Below are 26,989 nucleotides of genomic sequence, written 5' to 3'. Positions count from 1 at the left end.
AACCAACAGAAGGATAGATCGCCATGTCTGATATGAAGCATGACGTAGATGCACTGGAAACTCAAGAATGGCTACAAGCACTTGAGTCAGTTGTACGTGAAGAAGGTGTAGAACGCGCTCAGTACCTACTAGAGCAGGTTCTAGACAAAGCACGTCTAGACGGTGTTGATATGCCAACAGGTATCACAACTAACTACATCAACACGATTCCTGCAGACCAAGAGCCAGCTTACCCTGGTGACACAACGCTTGAGCGCCGTATTCGTTCCATCATTCGCTGGAACGCAATCATGATCGTTCTTCGCGCATCTAAGAAAGACCTAGAACTAGGCGGCCACATGGCGTCTTTCCAGTCTTCTGCTGCATTCTACGAAACATGTTTCAACCACTTCTTCCGTGCGCCAAACGAGAAGGACGGTGGTGACCTAGTTTACTACCAAGGTCACATCTCACCGGGTATCTACGCTCGTGCGTTCGTTGAAGGTCGTCTAACTGAAGAGCAGCTAGACAACTTCCGTCAAGAAGTGGATGGTAAAGGTATCCCATCATACCCGCACCCTAAACTAATGCCTGAATTCTGGCAGTTCCCAACCGTATCTATGGGTCTAGGTCCGATCTCTGCGATCTACCAAGCTCGTTTCCTTAAGTACCTTGAAGGCCGCGGCATGAAAGATACTTCTGAGCAGCGCGTTTACGCGTTCCTAGGTGACGGTGAGATGGATGAGCCTGAATCACGTGGTGCTATCTCTTTCGCTGCGCGTGAGAAGCTAGACAACCTATGTTTCCTAATCAACTGTAACCTACAGCGTCTAGATGGCCCTGTAATGGGTAACGGTAAGATCATTCAAGAACTTGAAGGTCTGTTCAAAGGTGCTGGCTGGAACGTAGTGAAAGTAATCTGGGGTAACAACTGGGATTCTCTACTAGCTAAAGACACCACTGGTAAGCTTCTACAGCTTATGAACGAAACAATCGATGGCGATTACCAAACGTTCAAAGCGAAAGATGGCGCATACGTGCGTGAGCACTTCTTCGGTAAGTACCCAGAAACTGCTGCGCTAGTTGCTGACATGACTGACGACGAAATCTTCGCACTTAAGCGTGGTGGTCACGAGTCTTCTAAGCTTTACGCTGCTTACAAAAACGCGGCAGAAACTAAAGGCCGTCCAACAGTAATCCTAGCTAAGACTGTTAAAGGTTACGGCATGGGTGAAGCGGCTGAAGGTAAGAACATCGCGCACCAAGTTAAGAAGATGGATATGACTCACGTACTACACCTACGTGATCGTCTAGGTCTACAAGACATCCTAACTGACGAAGCTGTGAAAGAACTTCCGTACCTGAAACTTGAAGAAGGTTCAAAAGAGTACGAATACCTACACGCTCGTCGTAAAGCGCTACACGGCTACACGCCACAGCGTCTACCAAACTTTACTCAAGAACTCATCGTTCCTGAGCTAGAAGAATTCAAGCCACTACTAGAAGAACAGAAGCGTGATATCTCTTCTACTATGGCATTCGTACGTGCACTTAACGTTCTACTTAAGAACAAGAACATTGGTAAGAACATCGTCCCTATCATTGCTGACGAAGCGCGTACATTCGGTATGGAAGGTCTGTTCCGTCAAATCGGTATTTACAACCCGCACGGCCAGAACTACACACCACAAGACCGCGACATCGTTTCTTACTACAAAGAAGCAACGTCAGGTCAGGTTCTACAAGAAGGTATCAACGAGCTAGGTGCTATGTCTTCATGGGTTGCTGCTGCGACTTCATACTCGACAAACGACCTACCAATGATCCCGTTCTACATCTACTACTCAATGTTCGGCTTCCAACGTGTTGGCGACATGGCGTGGATGGCGGGCGACCAACAAGCACGTGGTTTCCTACTAGGCGCAACTGCTGGTCGTACAACGCTGAACGGCGAAGGTCTACAGCACGAAGACGGTCACTCGCACATCATGGCGGGTACCGTTCCTAACTGTATCTCTTACGACCCAACATTCGCGTACGAAGTAGCAGTAATCATGCAAGACGGTATCCGTCGCATGTACGGTCCTGATCAAGAGAACGTGTTCTACTACCTAACGCTAATGAACGAAAACTACGCAATGCCAGCAATGCCAGAAGGCGCTGAAGAAGGCATCCGTAAAGGTATCTACAAGCTAGAAACTTACACGGGCGATAAAGCGAAAGTTCAGTTAATGAGCTCAGGTACTATCATGAATGAAGTACGTAAAGCAGCTCAAATCCTAAGCGAAGAGTACGGTGTTGCTTCTGATGTTTACTCTGTAACGTCATTCAACGAACTAACTCGCGACGGTCAAGATGCAGAGCGTTTCAACATGCTTCACCCAGAAGCGGAAGCGAAAGTACCTTACATCCAAACAGTAATGGGTACTGAGCCAGCTATCGCAGCAACTGACTACATGAAGAACTACGCAGAGCAGGTTCGTGCATTCATTCCTGCTGAGTCTTTCAAAGTTCTTGGTACTGATGGCTTCGGTCGTTCAGACAGCCGTGAAAACCTACGTCGTCACTTCGAAGTGAACGCAGGTTACGTAGTAGTAGCAGCACTAACTGAACTAGCGAAACGTGGCGAAGTTGAGAAATCTGTAATTGCGGAAGCAATTAAGAAATTCGACATCGACACTGAGAAAACTAACCCGCTATACGCTTAATTAAGAAGGTAGATAAGAAATGGCAATCGAAATTAATGTACCAGACATCGGTGCGGATGAGGTTGAAGTTACTGAGATTCTTGTAAGCGTTGGCGACAAGGTTGAAGAAGAACAGTCTCTGATCACTGTTGAAGGCGATAAAGCTTCTATGGAAGTTCCTGCTTCTCAAGCGGGTATCGTTAAAGAAATCAAAGTTGCAGAAGGCGACAAGGTTTCTACTGGTTCTCTAATCATGATTTTCGAAGCCGAGGGTGCAGCTGACGCTGCACCTGCTCCTGCGGCAGAAGCGGCTCCAGCAGCGGCTCCAGCTCCAGCAGCAGCGGCAGAACTGAAAGAAGTTCACGTACCAGACATCGGTGGTGACGAAGTTGAAGTTACTGAAATCATGGTAGCAATCGGCGACAGCATCGAAGAAGAGCAATCTCTTATCACTGTAGAAGGCGACAAAGCTTCTATGGAAGTTCCTGCACCATTCGCAGGTACGCTTAAAGAGATCAAAGTAGCAGCAGGCGATAAAGTATCGACTGGCTCTCTAATCATGGTATTCGAAACTGCAGGTTCAGGTGCTCCAGCAGTTCCTGCGGCAGTTGAAGCTCCAGCGGCAGCAGCTCCAGCAGCGTCTGCGGCAAAAGAAGTTAACGTTCCAGATATCGGCGGCGACGAAGTTGAAGTAACTGAAATCATGGTTGCTGTTGGCGACACAGTGGAAGAAGAGCAATCTCTGATCACTGTAGAAGGCGACAAAGCTTCTATGGAAGTTCCTGCACCATTTGCTGGTACAGTTAAAGAAATCAAGATTGCAGCTGGCGACAAAGTGTCTACTGGCTCACTAATCATGGTATTCGAAGTGGCGGGCGCAGCACCTGCACCTGCAGCGGCAGCGGCTCCAGCTCAAGCGGCAGCACCTGCAGCGGCTCCTGCTCCTAAAGCAGAAGCTCCAGCGGCAGCAGCTCCAGCAGCTGGCGACTTCCAAGACAATGATGAGTACGCTCACGCGTCTCCAGTTGTTCGTCGTCTAGCTCGTGAGTTCGGTGTAAACCTTTCTAAGGTTAAAGGTTCTGGTCGTAAGAGCCGTATCCTGAAAGAAGACGTTCAGAACTACGTGAAAGAAGCGCTTAAGCGTCTTGAGTCTGGTGCTGCAGCATCTGGCAAAGGCGACGGTGCCGCTCTTGGTCTACTACCATGGCCAAAAGTGGACTTCAGCAAGTTCGGTGAGACAGAAGTACAACCGCTATCTCGCATTAAGAAGATCTCTGGTGCTAACCTACACCGTAACTGGGTAATGATCCCGCACGTTACACAGTGGGATAACGCAGACATCACGGCTCTTGAAGCATTCCGTAAAGAGCAAAACGCGATTGAAGCGAAGAAAGACACTGGCATGAAGATCACTCCACTAGTGTTCATCATGAAAGCGGCTGCTAAAGCACTTGAAGCGTTCCCAGCGTTCAACTCTTCTCTATCAGAAGACGGTGAGAGCCTAATTCTGAAGAAATACGTGAACATCGGTATCGCAGTAGATACGCCAAACGGTCTAGTTGTTCCTGTATTTAAAGACGTGAACAAGAAAGGCATCTACGAGCTATCTGAAGAGCTAATGGCTGTTTCTAAGAAAGCACGTGCAGGCAAGCTAACTGCTGCTGACATGCAAGGTGGCTGTTTCACTATCTCTAGCCTAGGCGGTATCGGCGGTACGGCGTTTACTCCAATCGTAAACGCGCCAGAAGTTGGTATCCTAGGTGTGTCTAAGTCAGAAATGAAACCTGTATGGAACGGTAAAGAGTTCGAACCGCGTCTACAACTTCCACTGTCTCTATCATACGACCACCGTGTGATCGATGGTGCTGAAGGTGCGCGCTTCATCACTTACCTAAATTCATGTCTATCTGACATTCGTCGTCTAGTTCTTTAATAGAAGTTAGATGAATGAGAGGCGGCAATTTAGCCGCCTCTGCTAATAATAATTACCGGACAATTTGGTTATCTCCCTTATTCTCTACAGGGTTTTCACAATCGAATTGTTGTCTAGCTCACAGGCTAAATTGATTTACTTTTCACACCATTAACATCTCTGTAAACTGTTGGCGGTCTGAAAATAATTGTTTAAAACGAATAACTCTTAAACAGAAAAAATCGATACCCACTCAGCCTGTTAGGGATAATGACTACAAGAGGTCAAAATGAGCAAAGAAATTAAAGCCCAAGTTGTTGTACTTGGTTCTGGTCCTGCTGGTTACTCCGCTGCCTTCCGTTGTGCAGACTTAGGTCTTGAAACTGTACTTGTTGAACGTTACAGCACTCTAGGTGGTGTGTGTCTGAACGTGGGTTGTATCCCATCTAAAGCACTTCTACACGTTTCTAAAGTAATTGAAGAAGCGAAAGCGATGGCTGATCACGGCGTTGTGTTCGGCGAACCGCAAACAGACATCAACAAGATCCGTATCTGGAAAGAAAAAGTTGTTAACCAACTAACTGGCGGCCTAAGCGGCATGGCTAAGATGCGTAACGTAACAGTGGTAAACGGTTACGGTAAGTTCACTGGCCCTAACTCTATCCTTGTAGAAGGTGAAGGCGAGTCAACAGTAGTTAACTTCGACAACGCAATCGTTGCGGCTGGTTCTCGTCCAATCAAACTGCCATTTATCCCGCATGAAGACCCACGTATTTGGGACTCTACTGACGCTCTTGAACTGAAAGAAGTGCCAGAAAAACTGCTTATCATGGGTGGTGGTATCATCGGTCTAGAAATGGGTACGGTTTACCACTCTCTAGGTTCTAAAGTTGAAGTCGTTGAGATGTTTGACCAGGTAATCCCTGCAGCAGACAAAGATATCGTTAAGGTTTACACCAAGCGTATCAAAGACAAGTTCAAGCTAATGCTAGAAACGAAAGTAACAGCAGTTGAAGCGAAAGAAGACGGTATCTACGTTTCAATGGAAGGCAAAAAAGCACCTGCTGAAGCAGAGCGCTACGATGCGGTTCTAGTTGCTATCGGTCGTGTACCAAACGGCAAACTTATCGACGGTGAAAAAGCGGGTCTAGAAATCGACGAGCGCGGCTTCATCAACGTTGATAAGCAAATGCGTACTAACGTTCCTCACATCTTCGCGATCGGTGATATCGTTGGTCAGCCAATGCTTGCTCACAAAGGTGTGCATGAAGGCCACGTAGCGGCTGAAGTTATCTCTGGTAAGAAGCACTACTTTGACCCTAAAGTTATCCCTTCAATCGCGTACACTGAGCCAGAAGTGGCTTGGGTTGGTAAGACAGAGAAAGAAGCGAAAGCAGAAGGCATCAAGTACGAAGTGGCGACATTCCCATGGGCTGCATCAGGTCGTGCAATCGCATCTGACTGTTCAGATGGTATGACTAAGCTAATCTTCGACAAAGAAACTCATCGCGTAATCGGTGGTGCTATCGTTGGTACTAACGGTGGTGAACTACTAGGCGAAATCGGTCTGGCGATCGAGATGGGTTGTGATGCAGAAGATATCGCTCTAACTATCCACGCTCACCCAACTCTACACGAGTCTGTGGGTCTAGCTGCTGAAGTATTTGAAGGTTCAATCACTGACCTGCCAAATAAAAAAGCAGTTAAGAAGAAGTAAGTTCTCTTACTGAAAGAATAATAAAAACCGCTGAATTTCAGCGGTTTTTTTGTATTTTAATGTTCGAAGCGGACAAACATAGAAAAGCCCACCATGTGGTGGGCTTGTTTGTATTCAAATCTGAGCTTTAGTGTTCGCGATTGTAGATGCAAAGCATATCTAGGTAAGCGCTCACGAGTTCCTTCAACTCGGCTTCACCTTTGAAGCGGTTTGCTTGTACGAACAGCGAGTAACAAATACCGTGGAATAGATTTGCCAAGTGTTCTGAATCGTGTTGATCACACACTTCACCGCGTTCAATCGCTTTAATGAACATGTTTTGAACCAGTAATTGGTTAGTGCGGTTGGTAGACACAAATAGAGGCCAAACTTCATCACGAGTTGATGCGCTCCACTCGAACCAAACTTTCAGCCAGTGACAATCTTGGCTTACGAGCTCGATCATCGCATTGGTGATGTTTGCGATGTTTTCACGAGCGTGTATGTCTAGGTCGATATTATCCGAAAGGAAATTCGAGAACTGACGGACAACATGGTTGAGAACTTCATCAACCAAATCTTCGCGAGTTGGGAAGTAGTTAAAAACGGTTGCAACAGACACTTGCGCAATTTCAGCAATATCTGCGTGACCACCACGGCCAATACCACGGCGTGCAAATACTTCTAACGCGATTTCCATGAGTTGTTGCTTACGTTTAAGAGGAGAAAGCCTAGTTCTAGGTCTCTTTGCAATTGAGTCCATATCCATTTTCCTTGCCATTTGAGTTGTTGTTGGGGGTAACCCCCTAATTGATTATTTTAATAATTGCTTTAAGCAGTGATGAGTGTAATGGTGCATATGCACAAGGTCAACATCTGATGGATAATTTATAGACAGTAATGTCATTATTATTGATAAGTTTTGCTGTAAACTTTCGAAAATTTGGCAGCGCTCCCAAGAATTTTCCGCAAAAGGATGTGACTTTCAACCCACTCTTCGTGGTGATACACTACACGCCGTAAGATTAGGTGATCGTTTGCGTGCGACCTACCTCAACCCACAAACTAAATTGAGCACAGTATGAAACATACAATAGAAGTCATGATTTCTGAGCAAGAAGTTCAGGAACGAATTCGTGAATTAGGCAAACAAATTACAGAGCGTTACCAAGGCAGTGAAGACCTAGTTTTGGTTGGCTTGTTGCGTGGTTCTTTTGTATTTATGGCCGATCTAGCGCGTGCTATTGAACTGACTCATCAAGTTGATTTTATGACGGCATCAAGCTACGGCAACACGATGGAAAGCTCACGCGATGTACGCATCTTGAAAGATTTGGATGATGACATTAAAGGCAAAGACGTTTTGCTTGTTGAAGACATCATCGATACAGGTAACACGCTAAATAAAATTCGCGAAATCCTATCGCTACGTGAACCGAAATCTATCGCGATTTGTACGCTACTAGACAAGCCATCTCGCCGTGAAGTAAATGTGCCAGTTGATTGGATTGGTTTCGAGATCCCTGACGAGTTCGTTGTTGGTGTTGGTATCGATTACGCTCAAAAATACCGTCACCTACCATTCATCGGTAAAGTGGTTCCTCAAGAATAATTGAGTTCACTATTCGAAATACAAAAAAACGCCCATATAAATGGGCGTTTGCTTATTGTCAGGGTTTAAAATCGTCGACAGTGCTTTCTGGTACGATGCTTCAACGGTCTCTTTAGAATTAGAGCGAATACCTAAATATTCAAGGCGACCATCTTCTATTCCGTATACGACACCATGAATTTCGACATCTTGCCCGCGCTCCCACGCGTTTTGCATGATGGTTGAATTGCCTAGGTTATAAACTTGTTCTGCAACGTTAATTTCACCAAGCTTATCGGCACGATCTTCAACAGGCATTTGATCTAAGTAAGAACGATGCTTGAAGTAAAGATCTCTGATGTGCAGTAGCCAGTTATTGATAAGCCCGAGTTGGGGGTTATCTATCGCCGCGTTAACACCGCCGCAACCATAGTGGCCACACACAATAATGTGCTTCACCTTGAGTACATCAACGGCGTATTGAACAACGGAAAGGCAATTGAGGTCTGTGTGAATGACTTGGTTTGCAACATTGCGGTGAACAAATAATTCACCGGAGTAAAGGCCGGTTAATCGTTCTGCGGGTACTCGACTATCGGAGCAGCCAATCCAAAGAAAATCAGGCTTTTGGCCTTCGGCGAGCTTAGCGAAATATTCAGGACGATCAGATTTGATTTCTTCCGACCATTTTGAATTATTCTCAAATAACTGTTTAATTTCCGGCATCTTGCAAACTACTTCCCTTAAATGACAAAAGCACTCATCGCAATTGAAACATATCAAGCGATCAGTGTTGTAACTATACACAATGTTACAATTTCGATCCCGTTAAATATGCGTCAGACAGGACTCATCTGACGTGTTCTTGGAAATAAATTCGTACAATTCAGACCGCTTATTAGATAACGAATTAAGCCATAATTTATTTATGGTTTAATTTTTCACATTCCTCGTTAAAGTAATGACATTTTACTTATTTAATTTTGAAATTAATGCAGGGAGCTAAACGGTGTTCGGTAGTCGTTTTAAAGATATCAATTTCAAAGGGGATATATTTGGCGGGGTGACCACGGCCATTATTTCTCTCCCTTTGGCGTTGGCGTTCGGGGTTGCTTCGGGGGCGGGCGCAGAAGCTGGCCTTTGGGGCGCCATAATGGTGGGCTTGTTTGCCTCCTTGTTTGGTGGCTCAAATACACTTATCTCAGAACCCACGGGTCCGATGACGGTGATCATGACAGCCGTATTGACCAGTATGATGGCGAAGTACCCTGAAACAGGTATGGCGATGACGTTTACTGTTGTCATGATGGCGGGGGCATTTCAGATCTTGCTTGGAACGCTGAAGATGGGTAAATACGTCACCTTAATGCCTTACAGCGTGATCTCCGGCTTTATGTCGGGTATTGGTGTCATACTCATCATTCTTCAATTGTCGCCACTCCTGGGGCACGCTGCGCCTGCGGGAGGAGTGCTAGGGACATTGTCAGCGCTGCCTGAAACCATTTCTAATCTAAAATTTAACGAGCTTTTCCTTGGCTTGCTGACATTAGGCATTCTGTTCTTTTTCCCAAAGAAGTATCGCAAATATGTACCCGCCCAATTGGTGGCACTGGTCGCAGTGACCTTATTGTCGGTGATGTTGTTTGATACGGAAGATATCCGCCGTATCGGGGAAATTCCGGCTGGCCTGCCATCTTTGGTCGCGCCACATATCGACCCCGATATGTTCGTTGAAATGGTCATCGATGCATTGGTGTTAGGTACGCTCGGTTGTATTGATACCTTGTTAACTGCGGTTATCGGTGACTCACTTACCCGAAAAGAGCACGATTCCGACAAAGAGCTTCGTGGTCAGGGCTTAGCGAACATGATTTCAGGTTTATTCGGCGCACTTCCAGGAGCGGGTGCGACGATGGGCACGGTGACAAACATCCAAGTTGGCGCTCGCTCTCCATTATCTGGTGTGGTGCGAGCCTTAGTACTGGCTCTGGTTGTTTTGGTGGCTGGTGGATTAACCGAACCTATCCCAATGGCTGTGCTAGCAGGCATCGCGGTGTACGTTGGCTTTAACATCTTAGACTGGAGCTTTATTCAGCGCGCGCATAAGGTCAGTTTTTCTGGCATGGCGATCATGTATGGCGTGATGCTACTGACAGTGTTTGTTGATCTCATTGTGGCTGTTGGTTTGGGTGTGTTTGTTTCAAACATCATGATTATTGAGCGCTTGAGTCGCGAACAAGCTCGTCAGGTAAAAGCCATCAGTGATGCCGACGAAGACGACGTGCCACTTACGGACAGTGAACGAGGATTGTTAGATCGCGCCAATGGGCGAGTGTTGTTCTTCTATCTCTCTGGCCCGATGATTTTCAGTGTGTCTAAGGCTATTTCTCGTCAACACACCAGTATTTCTGATTACGACGTGATGATCTTGGATTTGACCGATGTTCCTATGCTGGATGTTACGGTGGGCTTAGCTCTCGAAAACGCCATTAAAGACGCGTTAGATGCTCACTGTGAAGTGTACTTGTTGTGTCCGAATCAGCGTACTCGCGAGCAACTCGAGAAGTTTCATGTCATCGACCTAGTGCCGGATAACAATATGTATCAGTTCCGCTACGAGGCCTTGAATGCGGCTGTCGCGCATGTTGAATCGGATCAATACCAGCGAATGACAGCCTAATTTTTACGTTCTGTATGAAAGCGCTGCTCAGCCTGTTTAGCAGCGCTTTTTTGTTTCCCCTTAACCCCCTCAATTGAAAACCTTGAAAATTACAAGGTTGATATTTCCAATATTGTCGAAAGGTTTAATTGTAATCATCGTTATTCGACGATAAACTAATGAAACTTTCTCCAGCTTCCTACTAAGCTTCAGGTGATGCTTATCTTGGAACTGGTCATCCCAATTCACTAACAGATGGCAATCATTACGCTATGTACGCATTAGAAATTGAACAATTACGTAAAACGTATGCGGGCGGCTTTGAAGCGTTAAAAGGCATCAGTCTACAAGTTAAAAAAGGTGACTTTTACGCGCTTCTTGGACCTAACGGTGCAGGAAAATCAACCACGATCGGCATCATCTCTTCTTTGGTTAATAAGACCTCTGGAGTGGCAAAAGTTTTTGGTTATGACATTGATACTGACTTAGAACTTGCCAAGCAAAATCTTGGTTTAGTGCCTCAAGAATTCAACTTCAACCAATTTGAAACGGTTGAGCAGATCGTCATTCAACAAGCGGGTTACTATGGTGTTTCTAAAATTCTGGCAAAAGAGCGAGCAGAAAAATACCTGAAGAAGCTCGATTTATGGGAGAAGCGCAAAGAGCGTGCTCGTAACTTATCGGGTGGTATGAAGCGTCGTTTGATGATTGCTCGCGCGCTCATGCACGAGCCAAAACTGCTGATTTTGGATGAGCCGACGGCAGGGGTGGACATTGAGCTGCGTCGTTCAATGTGGGATTTCCTCAAAGAAATCAATCAGCAGCAAGGGATCACTATCATTCTTACTACGCACTATTTAGAAGAAGCGGAAATGCTATGTCGCAACATAGGCATTATCAATCGCGGCGAGTTGATTGAAAACACAACCATGAAAGCGTTGCTCAGTAAGCTCAGCGTAGAAACCTTTATTCTAGATATCGAGACTGACGGCGAAGTGCCTGAGTTGAATGGTGTCAATCGTCAAAGCTTAATCGATGGCTCATTAGAAATTGAGCTAGATAAAAGCCAAGGTCTCAATGCGGTGTTTGCTCAATTAACGGAACATGGCGTGAAAGTGCTGTCGATGCGCAATAAAGCCAACCGATTAGAAGAACTGTTTGTCAGCATTGTCAGAGAGGGGAGCAAGTAAATGTACCAACTGTATTGGACGGCATTTCGTAGTTTGCTGGGTAAAGAGGTGACGCGCTTCTCGCGTATTTGGGTACAAACTTTGGTGCCACCAGCGATTACGATGACGCTGTACTTCATCATCTTCGGTAATCTGATCGGTTCTCGAATTGGTGAAATGAGCGGATTTAGCTATATGGAATACATCGTGCCGGGTTTGATCATGATGTCGGTGATCACCAACTCATATTCAAATGTCGCATCTTCATTCTTTAGTGCAAAACTGCAAAAGAACATCGAAGAGTTGTTGGTTGCACCTGTGCCAAACTACGTCATCATCGCAGGTTATGTCATGGGTGGTGTAACCCGTGGCTTGCTGGTTGGTGCTATTGTGACGTGCGTGTCGCTGCTGTTTGTGGATCTACAGGTTGAGCACTGGGGCATTATTGTGGCGACGGTATTTATGACGTCGGTGGTGTTTGCTCTTGGTGGATTGATCAATGCGGTTTACGCAAAGACGTTTGATGACATCTCAATCATTCCTACGTTTGTCTTAACGCCGCTTACCTATCTTGGCGGTGTGTTTTATTCGATTAGCCTGTTGCCTGAGTTTTGGCAAGGTGTATCGAAAATCAACCCAATTGTTTACATGGTGAATGCATTCCGTTACGGATTTTTAGGCGTATCGGATGTCGGTATCGTGACTTCATTTAGTGTACTGGGTGTGTTTGTTGTGGTGCTGTACGCCATTGCCCACTACTTGGTAACAAAAGGGATTGGGCTACGAAGCTAAGCCATGCTCATAAAGAAAAGAGCAGCGATTTACGCTGCTCTTTTGCATGCACAACAATACATACCCATACAATCTTCCGGTTTTTATCATGATAGGTTTCAATCATTTGTAATAAATGAGTGATCCTATGAATATTGTCCCGCCGCCGCTTTTTTCCTATCAGTTACTTAAGCCCAAATATTGGTCTGTTTGGCTGGCATTTGGATCTCTAGCAATCATTGTTAATGTACTGCCGTATGTAGTTTTACGAATCTTAGGTAGAAGCATCGGTTGCGTTGCGATGCATTTAATGAAGCGACGATACAAGATCGCTTTGCGTAATCTTCAGCTATGTTTTCCTGACTATACAGATTGGCAATGCAAGGATGTGGTACGAAAAAACTTTCAATACACGGGAATGGCGCTCATCGAAACTGGTATCGCTTGGTTTTGGCCAGACTGGCGAATTAATCGCATAACTTCTATTGTTGGCAAAGATCGTCTGCTCACAGAGGAAAAGAACGGTCGCGCTGTATTAGTGGTGTGTAGTCACCATTTGAACTTGGAAATAACCGCTCGTATCTTTAGCCAATTTGCCAAAGGCTATGGTGTTTATCGACCAAACTCAAACCCTGCTTATGAATTTATTCAACATCGAGGCCGAACTCGTTTTGGGCATCAAATGATCGATCGAAAAGACGTGAAATCAATGCTCAAAGTTTTGAAAAATGGCCATCGACTTTGGTATTTACCTGATCATGATTATGGTGCCAACCATTCTGTTTTTGCACCGTTTTTTGCCGTTGAACAAGCTGCGAGCACTGTGGGGTCTAGTGTGCTTATTGACGCAACACAGTGCGCGGTCATATCAGGTGTCACAGTGAGCAGGAATCATCACTACACGTTGTATATTGGGAAGGATCTCAGTGAGTATTTTGAAAAGCGTAATGCGATGAAAGCGGCAAGTATCTTGAACCAAGAACTCGAAAAAATGATAAGACGCGATATTCCTGCGTGGATGTGGTTGCACAAACGGTTTAAAACACGTCCTGAAGGATTTGATTGCGTCTATACGTAGAACATAAAAAAGGTCGACACAAGGTCGACCTTTTTCTTTTGAGCGTTTGGCTTATTCAGCGTTTGCTGCGGTGCCATCATTAGATTCTGCTTCATCTTTCGATTCCACAACCATATCAACGGTTTGGTTGTCGATAAGACGAGTTTGACCTAAGAATGCCGACATCAGAATGACAGCTTGTGTCGTTTCTGGTGTGATCACTTGCAAGGTACGAGCATCACGAATGAAGATCTCATCAGGATGAAGACCGGCAGCGCGTAGCTGATCATTTGCATCTTCAATGATGGATGCGTAATCATCGCGGCCACCACGAATGGCACTGCTGATCCAACGCATTGTTCGAGCAAGCACTGGCGCACGTTGACGTTCATCCAGTGTCAGCAGGCCATTGCGTGAACTCATTGCTAAACCGTCCATCTCTCGTACGGTTGGTACCCCAATGATTTCAATATCCATTGCTAGGTCATCAACCATCTTGCGGATAACAGCAAGTTGTTGAAAGTCCTTCTCGCCGAAGCATGCTACATCCGGTTGTACGATATTAAATAGCTTATTCACAATGGTCGTTACGCCACGGAAGTGACCTGGGCGAGACGCGCCTTCTAAAATCGTTGATAGGCCAGGAACATCGACGAAGGTTTGCTTATCCAGACCTTCTGGGTAGATGATTTCTGGAGTTGGCGTGAATACCACATCGACGCCTTCTGCCGTCAACTTGCTTAAGTCTTCTTCAAGCGTACGTGGGTAGTTATTTAAATCGTCTGCACGATCAAATTGCATCGGGTTTACAAAGATGCTTACGACAACGATATCAGCGTATTCGCGTGCTTTACGCACTAAAGTTAAGTGACCTTCGTGAAGGTTGCCCATTGTAGGGACGAAGGCAATTTTACGACCTTCACGTTTAAAGGTTTTAAGGTGTTCACGAACTGCTGAGATTTCCGCAAAAGTTTGCATGCTTTTATCCTCTAGGCAATGGTATGAGCGTCGTCTGGGAATACACCGTTTGCTACATCTTCAATGTATTTTGCAACGGCTTTGCGCATATCACCTGTTTCAGCAAGGAAGTTTTTGGAGAATTTAGGCATGTAGTTGGCAGAGATGCCGAACATATCATGCATTACAAGAATCTGACCATCCGTTACGTTACCCGCACCGATACCGATGACTGGCACGTCGAGTACTTTAGTAATGCGTTCTGCCAGTTCAGCAGGCACACATTCTAGTAGGACGATTTGAGCGCCTGCTTCTTGTAGCGCTAACGCATCTTTTACCATGCGATCCGCTTTTTCTTGATCGCGACCTTGGATTTTGTAACCACCAAAAATGTTAACAGACTGAGGGGTTAAACCAAGGTGAGCACAGACTGGCACTGCGCGTTCAGTAAGCATCTTAACGGTATCAACTAGCCAGTCGCCGCCTTCGATTTTTACCATGTTTGCGCCTGCGCGCATCAATTTTGCCGCGTTCTCACACGCTTGCTCTGGTGTTGCGTAGCTCATGAATGGCATATCGGCCATTAGCAAGCAATTCGGGCTGCCAGCACGCACACAGCGAGTGTGGTACACGATGTCATCTACCGTTACTGGTAGCGTATCGTTTTCACCTTGCAATACCATACCAAGTGAATCACCAACTAAAAGAACGGGCATTTCTTGGCTTTCAAAAAGTTGTGCAAAGCTCGCATCGTAAGCGGTTGAAGTAGCAAATTTACGACCTTCTTGCTTCCACTTGATAAGGTCGTTGATGGTCATCTTTTTCATTGTTTTATCCTTACTAGGAGCTGGCTATGACTACCAAATTCTGAGGCCGTTTCTATCTACTTGTTCCAGTAGTTCAGAGACCTCGGTCCCATCAGGGAGTTGTAAACTTGGTGCAATTTCCGCAAGAGGGTAGAGTACGAATTCGCGCTCTCGCATTCCGTAATGAGGAACAATAAGTCTTTCGGAATTAATCACCTCATTGCCGTAAAGAACGATATCAAGATCCAAGGTTCTTGGTCCCCAACGTTCGTCTTTTCGGACACGCCCTTGCTCTTGCTCAATTGCTTGGGTGCAATCAAGTAGCTCAAGAGGCGTCAAATTTGTTTTGATCGCCACAACCGCATTGATGTAATCCGGCTGATTTTGTGGCCCCATAGGCGTGCTGCTGTATAGCGAAGACGCTTGTACAAACTCAGAGTTTGGTAACGTTTTTAGAGCCTCAATCGCTTGCTGAGCTTGGCTGACAGGATCAGCCAAGTTACTGCCTACCGCAATGTACGCTGTGATCATGATTTCGGCTTACTCTTTTTCTTGCGAAAGGTTTTGCGGCGACGTTGGCCCGATTTTGGTGCTTGACCATCTAGGTCTGCGGCCATCGCTTGGCGCATTTCTCGGCCTGCATTTTGGAAAGTTTCCCACCACTTAGCAAGCTTCAGAGTGTCGCCACCCTCAATTTCACCGCGCATTTCAAGAAAATCAAAGCCAGCTCTAAATTTGTTGAGTTCCATTAGGCGGAACGCACGTTTGCCATTGCGTCGTGGAAGGCGCAATTGCAGCTGCCAAATCTCACGGATGGTCGCAGTATGGCGACGTGGAATTGCGATGGTGCGAACTTGATCATCAAGAATGATGTTGCTCGCTTCCATGATCGCGTCGTAATGACACAAGTTATGCTGATCCATGAGTTTGTCTGCTAGTGCACACAGCGGGTACCACAGCATCGCAGCAAACATAAATGCTGGGTTAATGCGCTTGCCATCTTCAATACGCATGTCTGTGGAATCCAACACAAGATCGAGCATTTGTTCAGTATGCGACGAGTAGTCTTCTGTGAAGTGCTTCGAAATGGCTGGGAACAGCTGTTGGAATAAGTTGTATTCACGTAGCAGGTGGTATGTCTCTAGACCGTGGCCTGATTGCAAGAGTTTGAGTGACTCTTCGAAAAGACGAGCGGAAGGAATTTCGCGCAGTAGCGGCGCCATCTCTTCGATTGGTGCTGCGGTGTCTTCTTCAATATCAAAGTCCAGTTTGACGGCAAAGCGAACCGCACGCAGCATGCGCACTGGGTCTTCACGGTAGCGTGTTTCTGGATCGCCAATCAGACGAATCAGACGATCTTCTAAATCTTCGATACCGCGCGCGTAGTCGTGGATCGAGTAATCAGCGATGTTGTAGTACATCGAGTTGATCGTAAAGTCACGGCGCTCAGCGTCTTCATCAATGGTGCCGTACACGTTATCGCGTAGCAGCATACCTTCTTTGGATTGCTGAGAGATGTTTTTGTTCTTTTGCTCTTGATGGTGACCGCGGAATGTCGCCACTTCGATGATGTCTCGGCCAAACATAATGTGTGCCAGACGGAAGCGTCGGCCAATCAAGCGGCAGTTTCTAAATAGCTGCTTGATCTGTTCTGGCGTTGCGTTGGTCGCAATATCAAAGTCTTTCGGTTTTTGTCCAAGCAGTAAGTCTCGAACCCCGCCACCCACAAGAAAAGCATCGAAACCAGCACCGTTTAGTCGGTACAGCACTTTCAGTGCGTTGTCACTGATCTGCTTACGCGAAATGTTGTGCTCTTCACGAGTTATTACATTGAGAGCGAGCTCTGGAACTGTGGCAGGTTCGCTTGGTGTATAGTCGTTTGTATTCATGTGCATCTGGCAATAACTGGGTTTAATCCAATCTTGCTTTGGTTAGTTATCTGCGCCTCTAGGGCTGATTTTGCGGCTAATGATAGCCTACACAGTGCCATTTGAGAATCGCGGTGTGATCTCGATCTCTGATGGCAGTTGTTCTAAGCGCCAATTTTCGCAGCCCCAACGAAGAATTTCGTTCATGCTGGCGGCTTTTATTTCTTCAGGCACATCAAAGCCTAAAAACGTCATGGCATGCAATAAAGCTGGCTTAGGGTTTTCGATATCAATAGCTGTCGCGTGATTTTGTTTCGACAATTTGTTGCCGTTGTCATCCATCGCCAATGGTAAATGCAAGTAGCTAACTTCAGGTTGTCCAAGGATTTGGTACAAACTGATTTGGCGTCCTGTTGGTTCAATCAGGTCTGCACCTCGAACCACTTCAGTAACCCCTTGGTCGATGTCGTCCAATACTACCGCAAGATTATAAGCAAATAATCCATCTCGACGTTTAATAATGAAATCTTCATTAACCAATTGCTCTGGAATCTCAATCATTCCATGTTTCTGATCGAGGAAGCGGGCGACGGGTTTGGTCATTTTTAGGCGAATCGCGCCTTCTTTCAAGTTTTTATCTCGGCAAGTTCCCGGATAAAAGCCACCGTGCTCTTTAATTTGCTTGCGAGTGCATTGGCAATAATAGGCGTCACCGTTGTCGAGCCAAGCGTCGATCTGTGCTTGGTAAAGGTCATGACGCTCGCTTTGATACACCACTTCTCCATCCCAATGCAACTGGTAAGCTTTAAGCGCTTCTAGAATCAGTTGCGAAGCGCCGGGCATTTCTCTTGGTGGATCAAGATCTTCAATGCGTACTAACCAAATTCCGTTGTTTGCTTTGGCTTGAAAATAACTGCCAAGCGCAGCAATCAATGAGCCAAAGTGTAATGGGCCAGAAGGGGATGGGGCAAATCGACCTACGTAGCGTGCCATGGGTGTATCTCGAACTTATTAGATGTACAGTTTAGTCATCGTAAGTAACGCTTCAGCTAGGTTTTGTAAACACGAAGTGGCAATAGCGTTTTGCCTGTGGTGAGTGTTTGTGGTTCTGAGCGCTTACGGGACTGATATTAGCCAAAACAAAAAGGGAGCCTTAGCTCCCTTCAGTAATCAAATGCGTGGTGATTAACCTTGCATCTGCTTCTCTTTGATTTCTGCAAGTGTTTTACAGTCAATACAAAGGTCTGCAGTTGGACGTGCTTCAAGGCGACGAACGCCAATCTCAACGCCACAAGACTCACAGAAACCAAAATCATCTTCTTTGATTTTGTCTAATGTTTTTTCAATCTTCTTGATCAAACGGCGCTCACGGTCACGATTACGCAGTTCTAGGCTGAACTCTTCCTCTTGAGAGGCGCGGTCAACTGGATCTGGGAAGTTTGCTGCTTCGTCCTGCATGTGGTGAACGGTACGATCTACTTCAGCTCGTAGTTGGTCACGCCAAGCTGTTAAGATTTTCGTAAAGTGTTCAACCTGCGCTGGTGACATGTATTCTTCACCAGGCTTCTCCTGATATGGCTCCACGCCGGCAATGGCTAGGATGCCGATCGTTTTCTTCTTTGCTTCTGGCATACAGCATCTCCTACTTACACCTAGTCAACTGCTACGCAGTCAATTTAAGGCGGGTATCTATAGCAAAAAGAGGCGGTGCAAGCAAACACTGAATCGCAAAGTTGTCGTCAATGTGAAGACGACATCATTTTTTCTCTTAATTGATAAAATCAATAGCGGAAATTAGCTTCATTTCAGTATTGCTCAGTTCGGCTTTATAGCAGAGAACTTCTACTCCGGCGTCTTGTGCTTGTTTGAGTAATAGTGAATATTTCGCGTCTATATGGTGTGCCGCGGATACTTTTTCAATACCTGAATGTAAAACAGTGAATAAAAGTATGGCTCTACTTCCATTTTGTGCCATTTCTGTGAGCTCTCTCAGGTGCTTTTGACCACGAGTCGTGACGGCATCTGGGAAGTATCCTTGTCCAGCTGAGCCTGTCTCATCAAGAAGGGTGACGCTTTTCACTTCTATATAGCACTTTGGCTTGTCGCTTGCGCTGAGCAAGATATCAATTCGACTATTTTCATTGCCATATTTCACTTCAGTTTGAAGTGTGTCATATCCGCAAAGCTCTGAAATGACATTATTTTCAATAGCCTCAACGGCTAATTGGTTGGCGCGGGCAGTATTGATACAAATACGATGCCCTTGCGCGGTTTCACTTAGCTCCCAGCTGTTGGGGTATTTGCGTTTTGGGTTGTCGGACGTTGAAAACCAAACTTTATTACCGGGTGTCGCGCAACCTGTCATCGCACCGGTGTTCGCACAGTGGATGGTGCGCAGCTCACCATTATCAAATTCGATATCAGCAAGGAAGCGTTTGTAGCGTTTAAGTAGAGTGGCTGACTCTAAAGCGGGTTTGAATTGCATTTGCTTATTTAGACGGGAATGTTTTTATGTACAATGTTGCCACCATTACACCACAAGGTATTTCCTTTGTCACAATTGCCGATTGAAGCCGTGATGCCCCAGCTACTTACGGCGGTCAAACATCAACATCAGGTTATTTTAAAAGCCGCGCCTGGTGCGGGTAAATCGACGTACTTCCCTTTACAACTTATCCAGAACCAAGTGGTGACTGGGAAAGTCATCATGCTTGAACCAAGACGATTAGCCGCGCGCAATATCGCGAGATATTTGGCCGAGCAACTGGGCGAGCAAGTTGGCCAGCGAGTGGGGTATCGCGTTCGTGGCGAGACAAAGGTAAGTGCTTCTACTCAGTTAGAAATTGTGACTGAAGGGGTCATGACTCGCATGATCCAAAATGACCCTGAGCTAGATGGTGTCGATTTGCTGATTTTTGATGAGTTCCATGAACGCAGTATTCATGCCGATACGGCTTTGGCGCTTAGCTTGGAAGTTCAAGAAGCATTGCGAGACGATCTTAAGCTGGTGGTGATGTCGGCAACGTTGGATCAAGAAGCGTTGCAATCTTTACTGCCGGAAGCTTGTTATATTGAATCAGAAGGGCGCAGCTTTGCTGTGGAAACTCGCTATGTTCCGCTTACTGCCAACGATCATCTTTCAACGGTAATGGCAAAAAATATAGAGAGTTTGATGAATAAAGAGTCAGGCTCTCTGCTTGCGTTTCTTCCCGGTGTGGCGGCCATTAAGCAAGTGCAAGAGCGTTTATCGCACTTACCGGACGATGTTGAAGTATGCCCGTTGTATGGTCAGTTAAGCTTTACTGAGCAACAGAAAGCCATCTCTCCTGCAGAAAAAGGTAAGCGCAAAGTCGTATTGGCAACCAACATTGCGGAAACCTCTCTGACAATTGAAGGCATTCGCCTTGTGGTGGATTCTGGTTTGGAGCGCGTTGCGCGTTTTGACTTGAAAAATGGCCTTACACGATTGGAGCAAACGCGTATTGCTCAATCGTCAGCCATCCAGCGAGCTGGTCGTGCTGGGCGAATTGAAGAGGGGATTTGCGTTCGCCTCTATTCAGAAAGCCAACTCAAGCAACAGCCACAAGTGCCACAACCTGAGATTTTGCATTCCGATCTTGCGAGCTTGGTAATGGAGCTGGCGTTTTGGGGGACGACCGATATTCATGAGCTAAAATGGCTCGATATTCCTTCTGCTGCCGCGCTGCAACAAGCTAAGCAGTTGTTGTTTTCATTAGGGCTTATTACCGAGCAAGGACAACTGACTGCGGAAGGAAAGCAGGCTCATGACTTGGGCGTAGAACCTCGCGCGGCAGCGATGTTAATTAAATCGCAATCCCACAGCGATAAGATGGTAAATGTCGCTTTGGCGGCGGTCGCCCTAATTGAAGAGCCAGAGCGTAATGTAACGAATATCGCACATAGCTTGCATCGTTGGTTGTCCGGTTCTCATCCGAAAAAATCGTTGTTATTGAAGCGCGCACAATCTCTTGCGCATAAACTCGATACCACGTTTAGCCTTCGAGAAGTGGATGAAGATGCATTGCCGTTGGTGTTGAGCTTGGCGTTTCCCGACAGGATCGCTCAGCAACGCGCCAATCAATTTGGTCGTTTTGCACTAGCGAATGGTCATGGTGCAGAATGTCGTCCTGACGATATGTTAGGCGGCTGTGAGTACTTGGTCGCGATTGATCTGATGCGGTCTCATTCCAATTCGAGCCAAATACATTTAGCGTGTGAATTGGACGTCAATATATTGCAAACGACTTTTGATTCACTATTTTCTACTGAAGAAGTAGTGGATTGGGATGAAAAGAAAGGGCGTTTAGTGGCCGAGAAACAACGAAAACTCGGTCAATTGGTGATTGAAAGGGTGTCATTACCTAATCCGGGTAAAGAAAAAATGACACAAGCTTTACTCACTTATGTCCGCCGTCAGGGCGTAAGCAGTCTAAACTGGACGCCGGCAGCGGAAAGCCTGCTTGAACGTATTCGCTGTGCGGTGGATTGGTTACCTGAGCAAGCATGGCCAATGTTTGATGAAGCCAGTTTGTTGGATTCATTAGACGAATGGTTAGAACCGTACATGACGTCGGTCGCTTCGGTGAAAGATCTGAGCAAGATAAACTTGGTCGAAGCGCTTAATGCTCGATTAGGCTGGCCACTCAATCAACACTTGGATGAATGGTTGCCAGAACATTATCAGTTACCGACTGGGACTAAAAAGCGCATTCGTTATCAACATGGGCATGAGCCCGTATTGTCAGTGCGAATGCAAGAAGTGTTTGGGGAAAGTACGTCGCCAACGGTGGCCATTGGCCGCAAGCGTTTGGTGCTTGAACTACTTTCTCCCGCGCAACGTCCATTGCAAGTGACGTCAGACTTGGCGGCTTTCTGGAATGGAAGCTACAAAGACGTTCAAAAAGAGATGAAAGGGCGCTACCCAAAACACGTTTGGCCAGATGACCCGGCAAACCACGTAGCGACAACGAAAACGAAAAGACAATTGAATAATGACTGACAGTAAGAAGCCAAGCGCTAAGAAAGCGCCTGCGAAGAAAAGTACAGCCAGCAAAGGCACCACAAAACGCCCTCGTCGCACGCCGAGTAAAAAGCCAACCAACGAGAAACGTTCTTGGCTCAAAGTGTTGTGGTCTTTTAGCTGGAAAGCCGGCGTTGCTCTTGCCGCGGTGTTGCTGTTTGTTGGTATTTACCTAGATAGTGTGGTTAAAGAACGCTTTGATGGGCAGCTATTCGAATTGCCTACCGTTGTGTACGCGCGCATTTTGAACCTCAATCCAGGTGAAAACATCACCATTCAAGAGCTTCGCAACGAATTAGATGTACTGAACTACCGCAAGGTAAGTCAGCCTCGTTATCCTGGTGAGTATTCTTCTTCTTCGACTCGTGTTGAACTGATTCGCCGTCCTTTTGAATTTGCTGATGGCCCAGAACCGGATCGCCACGTCATGCTGCACTTCTCAGACAGTGGTTTACAGCGTATTCAATCTTTAGAGTCAAAAGGCGATCTAGGCTACTTGCGCCTTGAGCCAAAGATGCTGGGGATGCTTGAAAAAGATCGTGATGAGCAACGTCTGTTCTTACGTCGTGACCAATTCCCTGAAATTTTAGTTGATGCCTTGTTGGCGACAGAAGACCGAGACTTCTATCAGCATGATGGTGTTTCACCATTGGCTATTGCCCGTGCTTTAGTGGCGAACATCAAAGCGGGTCGCACCGTGCAAGGTGGCAGTACCTTAACGCAGCAGCTAGCGAAAAACTTATTTCTAACCCGTGATAAAACACTGTGGCGTAAGGTGCGCGAAGCTTATATTGCGCTTATTCTTGATTACCGTTACAGCAAAGACCGCATTTTAGAAGCCTACCTCAATGAAGTATATTTGGGCCAAAGCGGCGGCGAAGCGATCCACGGTTTTGGCTTAGCATCACGCTACTACTTTGGGCAGCCAATCCAAGAGTTGCGAATTGATCAACTTGCGATGCTGGTGGGCATGGTGAAAGGACCGTCGTATTACAATCCTGTTCGCTATCCTGAGCGCACTAAAGAGCGTCGAGACTTGGTGCTTCGATTGCTGATGCAACAAAACATGCTCACATCGCAGCAATATGAACAAGCTGTGAGTCGACCTCTTGATACACAAAGCAAACCACGTATTGCGAGCCGTCAGCCTGCATACTTCCAGCAATTGAATATCGAGCTGAAAGAGAAGGTCGGTGATCGCTTCAAGGCTGAAACTGGTCTGCGCGTGTTTACGTCTCTCGATCCTGTCTCTCAAAGTAAAATGGAGCAGGCTATCGCGAAGAAAATACCGGATTTAGCTAAGCGAGGCGGCAAAGAACTCGAAGCTGCTGCCGTGGCTGTTGATCGCCACAGTGGTGAAATTCGTGCCATGGTTGGTGGTAAACGCGTGGGTTATGAAGGCTTTAACCGTGCGCTTAATGCTAGTCGTCCAATTGGTTCGTTGGTCAAGCCGGCAATTTACCTGACCGCGCTTGAACAGCCAGACAAATACAATTTGGGGACGACGCTGCACGACACGCCTCTAAGTTTGAAAGGTAGCAAAGGCTCGGTATGGACTCCGCGTAACTACGACCGTAAATATCGTGGTGATGTGCCACTTTACCTTGCGCTTGCGAAGTCATTGAATGTACCAACGGTAAGGTTGGGGATGGAGCTTGGTATTCCTGAAGTATCTGGCACACTTGAACGCTTAGGCGTCAACAAAGATGAGATTCGTCCTGTGCCTTCTATGTTCTTGGGCTCGTTTTCATTGACGCCATTTGAAGTGGCGCAAATGTACCAAACACTGACTAACTCGGGTAAACGTGCTAAGTTGACCGCGCTTCGTTCCGTCATCGATATGGACGGTAACGTGCTTTATCAATCGTTGCCTCGCTCCTCTCGCGCGGTTGACGAACAAGCGGCTTGGCTAACGACTTACGCGATGAAACAAGGTGTCGCACAAGGTACGGGCCGCTACCTTCAAAGCCAATTCGCTTGGGCTGCGTTAGCGGGTAAAACGGGCACCAGTAACGATACTCGTGATAGCTGGTTTGTCGGGATTGATGGTCGTGAAGTGACGACCATTTGGCTAGGCCGTGATGATAACAAGCCAATCAACCTTACGGGCTCAAGCGGTGCATTGCGTGTTTACGCGGAATACTTGGCGCAGCGAATTCCTGAGCGTTTGGAGTTGCCTTGGCCTAAAGAAGTGACGACGCTTGGCTTTAAGCCGACCTCCAACGGTGGTTTAGAGATGAATTGCCGCAGCGATTACAAACTTCCAGTATGGGATAAAACGGGTCAAATCAAACAACAGTGTGAGAAAAAATCTAACTGGTTGAATAGTTTGTTTGATTGGTAGGATCTCCAAATCAACAACATGGACTTGTTTCACTGGTCAATTCTTAGTACATATTAGTGATCAAGTATTCAGTAAAGGAAGAAGTGGATGTTCAAAACGCTGTCATCAAGCCCGATGTCGCGCTATTTCGCGTTGTGGGTAAGTTTGTTTTTGATAGCCACTCCTTCTGTTGCTCAAGTCAAAAATGAGGATACTCCGACTCGTCCTAAAGTCGCGGTTGTTCTCGCTGGTGGCGGCGCAAAAGGTGCTGCCCACATTGGTGTCCTCAAGGCGCTAGAAGAAATGCACATTCCTGTCGATATCATCACAGGGACAAGCATGGGAGCTTATGTTGGCGGCTTGTACGCGACAGGCATGAGCGCCGATGAAATCGAAAGTTTTATCTATTCTGTTGATTGGAACAGTGGTTATCGTGATCGCGTCGATCGCAGTCAGCGTCGTGTTCGTGACAAAGAATATGAAGACCGCTATCAAATCACGACCGACCTTGGTTTGCGGTTCGGCGAGGTTCGTGCTCCAACTGGTGTGGTTCAAGGGCAAAACATGTTGCGTGTGTTGCGCGAGACCACAGGCAACCTCGGACGTTTTGACTCCTTTGATGAGCTTGCCATTCCTTACCGTTCCGTTGCGACAGATATTTTAGAACTGGACGAAGTGGTGATCGGCAACGGTTATTTAGTTGATGCCATGATGGCCAGTATGTCTGTACCCGGCGCACTCCCTCCGTATAAGTTAAATGGCCACATGCTTGTTGACGGTGGCGTGGTCAACAACATGCCAGTGGATGTTGCGCGTGCGATGGGCGCGGATGTGGTTATCGCGGTAGACATCAGTACCGACTACAAAACCGAAGATGATTTTACTGGGCTGTTTACCGTTGCAGACCAACTCTCCAACTATCTGGTGCGTCGCAGTACCCAGCAGCAAGTCGAAACCCTACAAGAACAGGATGTTTACATTCGTCCCAATGTCGGCCAAATGGAAACCGTCGAGTTCGACAAAATGCCTTGGGCTTTTCAATCTGGCTATGACATCACCAGAGAAATGGAGTCGAAGCTAGCGGGACTGCGTTTATCAAACGCGGAGTATCAAAAGTACATCGACCATAAGCAGGAAGTTCGCAAAAAGCTCGTTTATGGTGACGATCGCGTAGTGGATGAGATTGTGATTGTAAACAATACCCACTATAGCGATGTTTTGTTGACCAACCGTTTGGAACTGGAAACTGGCCGTAAAATCGAAACGGCTGAAATCGAAAAAGCGGTAGAAAACCTCTATGCATTGGACCGATTTGAGTTAATTACTTATCACTTTGAAGAAGTCGATGGTTCGAATTTATTGGTGTTTGACGTTAACGAAAAATCTTGGGGGCCAAACTACCTTAACTTCCGTTTCTTCCTCGAAGATGACTTTGATACCGACAGCCAATACGGCATAGGGATGTCGACTAACTTTACCAACTTAAACTCTCACGGTGCTGAAATGGCACTCAACGTTGAGATGGGCACAGATAAGCTTATTGAGGCGGAGCTGTATTCTCCGGTCCTGTCGAGCCAAGAGTTTTTTGTTGCTGGTAAGGTGGCGTACAGCAGTGAAGGGCGAAACTTGCCAGTCAGTGATGATGACTCGAGTTTAAGTTCGGTGAACGATTTTTTGCCAGTGTCTTATACCGAGTTTGTTTCCGAGATAGCGATTGGCATTCAGCCTACGTTGTGGCAAGAGTTGAGATTGGGCGGTCGATACTCTTCGGGTAGCATTGAGTTATCGACATTGGCGTCTGTAGGTAATCTAGATTTTGAGCGAAGAGGCTTGTTTGCCAATTACCGCTTAGACACCCTCGATGATTTTGCTTTTCCTACGCGAGGTTTGTTGGTAGACCTAGAATATTTGGTTTCTCACGATACCAGCCCTGAAGAGATAGGTCAGTCCAAGCCTAAAGATATTGTGGAAGATACAGTGTATGAAATTGACGCTCGATTTAAGGGGGCAATGAGCTATCAGCGTCATACTTTAGTCGGACAAGCAGAATACAGCTTTGTGCAAAGTAAAAACTCGTCGATAACGCTGGACCCTCGTGAGTTAGGGGGCTTTTTGCATTTGTCAGGCATACCGAGAAACAGCTTGATAGGGCAAAACTTATTCTTCAGCAGTTTGGTATATCGCTACAAATGGTTCGACAATGATTTTGGATTGTTTGAAGCGCCAGTTTATGTAGGCGCGTCGCTAGAACATGGCGGTACATGGTCAGACAACGATCTGAAATTGAATGAAGCACCATTGTATAACGCTGCATCAATTTTCTTTGGTGTGGACTCGCCAATTGGACCTATTATGTTGGCATACGGTCGTACGGAGCAGGATATGGAAGCTGTGTATTTGATCGTAGGAACGTCGTTTAAATAATTGGGCTGTAGAAAGCAAAACCTTGGCATATTTGGTCAAAATTAGCAGG

Annotated in this window: 20 protein-coding genes; 11 read left to right on the top strand and 9 right to left on the bottom strand. The window is 46.4% G+C overall.

Going from position 1 to position 26,989, the window contains the following annotated elements; all coding sequences use genetic code 11:
* The first annotated feature begins 23 nt into the window (after positions 1 to 23).
* The 3 genes from aceE to lpdA all read left to right on the top strand — a co-directional run bounded on the left by aceE (position 24) and on the right by lpdA (position 6,295).
* Positions 24 to 2,687, top strand: a complete 2,664-nt coding sequence (aceE, locus tag OU793_RS01140) for a pyruvate dehydrogenase (acetyl-transferring), homodimeric type (RefSeq protein ID WP_005462566.1) — start codon at positions 24 to 26, stop codon at positions 2,685 to 2,687.
* A gap of 19 nt (positions 2,688 to 2,706) precedes the next feature.
* Complete coding sequence (aceF, locus tag OU793_RS01135) at positions 2,707 to 4,599, top strand: pyruvate dehydrogenase complex dihydrolipoyllysine-residue acetyltransferase (RefSeq protein WP_140103383.1); 1,893 nt, start codon at positions 2,707 to 2,709, stop codon at positions 4,597 to 4,599.
* A gap of 268 nt (positions 4,600 to 4,867) precedes the next feature.
* Positions 4,868 to 6,295: a dihydrolipoyl dehydrogenase gene (lpdA, locus tag OU793_RS01130; RefSeq protein ID WP_005479684.1), complete on the top strand. Its 1,428-nt coding sequence runs from the start codon at positions 4,868 to 4,870 to the stop codon at positions 6,293 to 6,295.
* Between the two features lie 127 nt (positions 6,296 to 6,422).
* Here lpdA and opaR read toward each other — a convergent pair whose 3' ends face one another.
* On the bottom strand, positions 6,423 to 7,037 hold the full coding sequence (gene opaR / locus OU793_RS01125) for a transcriptional regulator OpaR (RefSeq protein ID WP_005479697.1): 615 nt from the start codon (positions 7,035 to 7,037) through the stop codon (positions 6,423 to 6,425).
* Positions 7,038 to 7,355: 318 nt separating this feature from the next.
* Between opaR and hpt the strand changes: the two genes are divergently transcribed.
* On the top strand, positions 7,356 to 7,886 hold the full coding sequence (gene hpt / locus OU793_RS01120; protein WP_005479701.1) for a hypoxanthine phosphoribosyltransferase: 531 nt from the start codon (positions 7,356 to 7,358) through the stop codon (positions 7,884 to 7,886).
* A gap of 9 nt (positions 7,887 to 7,895) precedes the next feature.
* On the opposite strand, the gene can is transcribed toward hpt, so the two are convergent.
* Entirely contained in the window at positions 7,896 to 8,591 is a 696-nt protein-coding gene (gene can, locus OU793_RS01115) for a carbonate dehydratase (RefSeq protein WP_274647718.1), read from the bottom strand.
* A gap of 283 nt (positions 8,592 to 8,874) precedes the next feature.
* Between can and OU793_RS01110 the strand changes: the two genes are divergently transcribed.
* From OU793_RS01110 to OU793_RS01095, 4 genes are all read left to right on the top strand, one after another.
* Entirely contained in the window at positions 8,875 to 10,545 is a 1,671-nt protein-coding gene (locus tag OU793_RS01110; RefSeq protein ID WP_069546226.1) for a SulP family inorganic anion transporter, read from the top strand.
* A 251-nt stretch (positions 10,546 to 10,796) separates the two neighbouring features.
* The gene (locus OU793_RS01105; protein WP_005462584.1) at positions 10,797 to 11,714 is read left to right on the top strand and encodes an ABC transporter ATP-binding protein; all 918 of its coding nucleotides are present in this window, start codon (positions 10,797 to 10,799) and stop codon (positions 11,712 to 11,714) included.
* The gene (locus OU793_RS01100) at positions 11,715 to 12,485 is read left to right on the top strand and encodes an ABC transporter permease (protein ID WP_005479696.1); all 771 of its coding nucleotides are present in this window, start codon (positions 11,715 to 11,717) and stop codon (positions 12,483 to 12,485) included.
* Between the two features lie 127 nt (positions 12,486 to 12,612).
* Positions 12,613 to 13,542 carry a Kdo(2)-lipid IV(A) acyltransferase gene (locus OU793_RS01095; protein WP_140103384.1) on the top strand — a complete coding sequence of 310 codons (930 nt, stop codon included), beginning with the start codon at positions 12,613 to 12,615 and terminating at the stop codon, positions 13,540 to 13,542.
* Positions 13,543 to 13,593: 51 nt separating this feature from the next.
* Here OU793_RS01095 and panC read toward each other — a convergent pair whose 3' ends face one another.
* The 7 genes from panC to sfsA form a co-directional block, all read right to left on the bottom strand.
* The gene (gene panC, locus OU793_RS01090) at positions 13,594 to 14,499 is read right to left on the bottom strand and encodes a pantoate--beta-alanine ligase (RefSeq protein ID WP_025558970.1); all 906 of its coding nucleotides are present in this window, start codon (positions 14,497 to 14,499) and stop codon (positions 13,594 to 13,596) included.
* Between the two features lie 11 nt (positions 14,500 to 14,510).
* A complete protein-coding gene (gene panB, locus OU793_RS01085; RefSeq protein WP_005454450.1) occupies positions 14,511 to 15,305 on the bottom strand; it encodes a 3-methyl-2-oxobutanoate hydroxymethyltransferase in 795 nt (264 codons plus the stop codon).
* A gap of 30 nt (positions 15,306 to 15,335) precedes the next feature.
* Positions 15,336 to 15,815: a 2-amino-4-hydroxy-6-hydroxymethyldihydropteridine diphosphokinase gene (folK, locus tag OU793_RS01080; RefSeq protein ID WP_140103385.1), complete on the bottom strand. Its 480-nt coding sequence runs from the start codon at positions 15,813 to 15,815 to the stop codon at positions 15,336 to 15,338.
* Positions 15,812 to 17,179 carry a polynucleotide adenylyltransferase PcnB gene (gene pcnB / locus OU793_RS01075; RefSeq protein WP_180793878.1) on the bottom strand — a complete coding sequence of 456 codons (1,368 nt, stop codon included), beginning with the start codon at positions 17,177 to 17,179 and terminating at the stop codon, positions 15,812 to 15,814. The genes folK and pcnB overlap by 4 nt, the downstream gene beginning before the upstream one ends.
* Positions 17,180 to 17,260: 81 nt before the next feature.
* A complete protein-coding gene (gluQRS, locus tag OU793_RS01070; RefSeq protein WP_021450009.1) occupies positions 17,261 to 18,145 on the bottom strand; it encodes a tRNA glutamyl-Q(34) synthetase GluQRS in 885 nt (294 codons plus the stop codon).
* Positions 18,146 to 18,337: 192 nt separating this feature from the next.
* Positions 18,338 to 18,784: an RNA polymerase-binding protein DksA gene (dksA, locus tag OU793_RS01065; protein WP_005490361.1), complete on the bottom strand. Its 447-nt coding sequence runs from the start codon at positions 18,782 to 18,784 to the stop codon at positions 18,338 to 18,340.
* Between the two features lie 136 nt (positions 18,785 to 18,920).
* Positions 18,921 to 19,637, bottom strand: a complete 717-nt coding sequence (gene sfsA / locus OU793_RS01060) for a DNA/RNA nuclease SfsA (protein WP_017447689.1) — start codon at positions 19,635 to 19,637, stop codon at positions 18,921 to 18,923.
* 66 nt (positions 19,638 to 19,703) lie between these two features.
* Between sfsA and hrpB the strand changes: the two genes are divergently transcribed.
* The 3 genes from hrpB to OU793_RS01045 all read left to right on the top strand — a co-directional run bounded on the left by hrpB (position 19,704) and on the right by OU793_RS01045 (position 26,940).
* Positions 19,704 to 22,172 (top strand): ATP-dependent helicase HrpB, encoded by a 2,469-nt coding sequence (gene hrpB / locus OU793_RS01055; protein ID WP_140103387.1) that lies wholly within the window; start codon positions 19,704 to 19,706, stop codon positions 22,170 to 22,172.
* Positions 22,165 to 24,537, top strand: coding sequence for a penicillin-binding protein 1B (mrcB, locus tag OU793_RS01050; protein ID WP_005494015.1), 2,373 nt, complete (start codon positions 22,165 to 22,167; stop codon positions 24,535 to 24,537). Before hrpB ends, mrcB begins: the two co-directional genes overlap by 8 nt.
* An 87-nt stretch (positions 24,538 to 24,624) precedes the next feature.
* Positions 24,625 to 26,940 (top strand): patatin-like phospholipase family protein, encoded by a 2,316-nt coding sequence (locus OU793_RS01045; RefSeq protein ID WP_017447692.1) that lies wholly within the window; start codon positions 24,625 to 24,627, stop codon positions 26,938 to 26,940.
* Positions 26,941 to 26,989: the final 49 nt, after the last annotated feature.

Origin of the sequence: Vibrio sp. VP6 (genome assembly GCF_028823755.1) — a bacterium.
GTDB classification, from domain to species: domain Bacteria; phylum Pseudomonadota; class Gammaproteobacteria; order Enterobacterales; family Vibrionaceae; genus Vibrio; species Vibrio parahaemolyticus.
The sequence above is the reverse complement of the archived record's forward strand: the minus strand, read 5'-3'. Positions and strand labels throughout refer to the sequence as shown.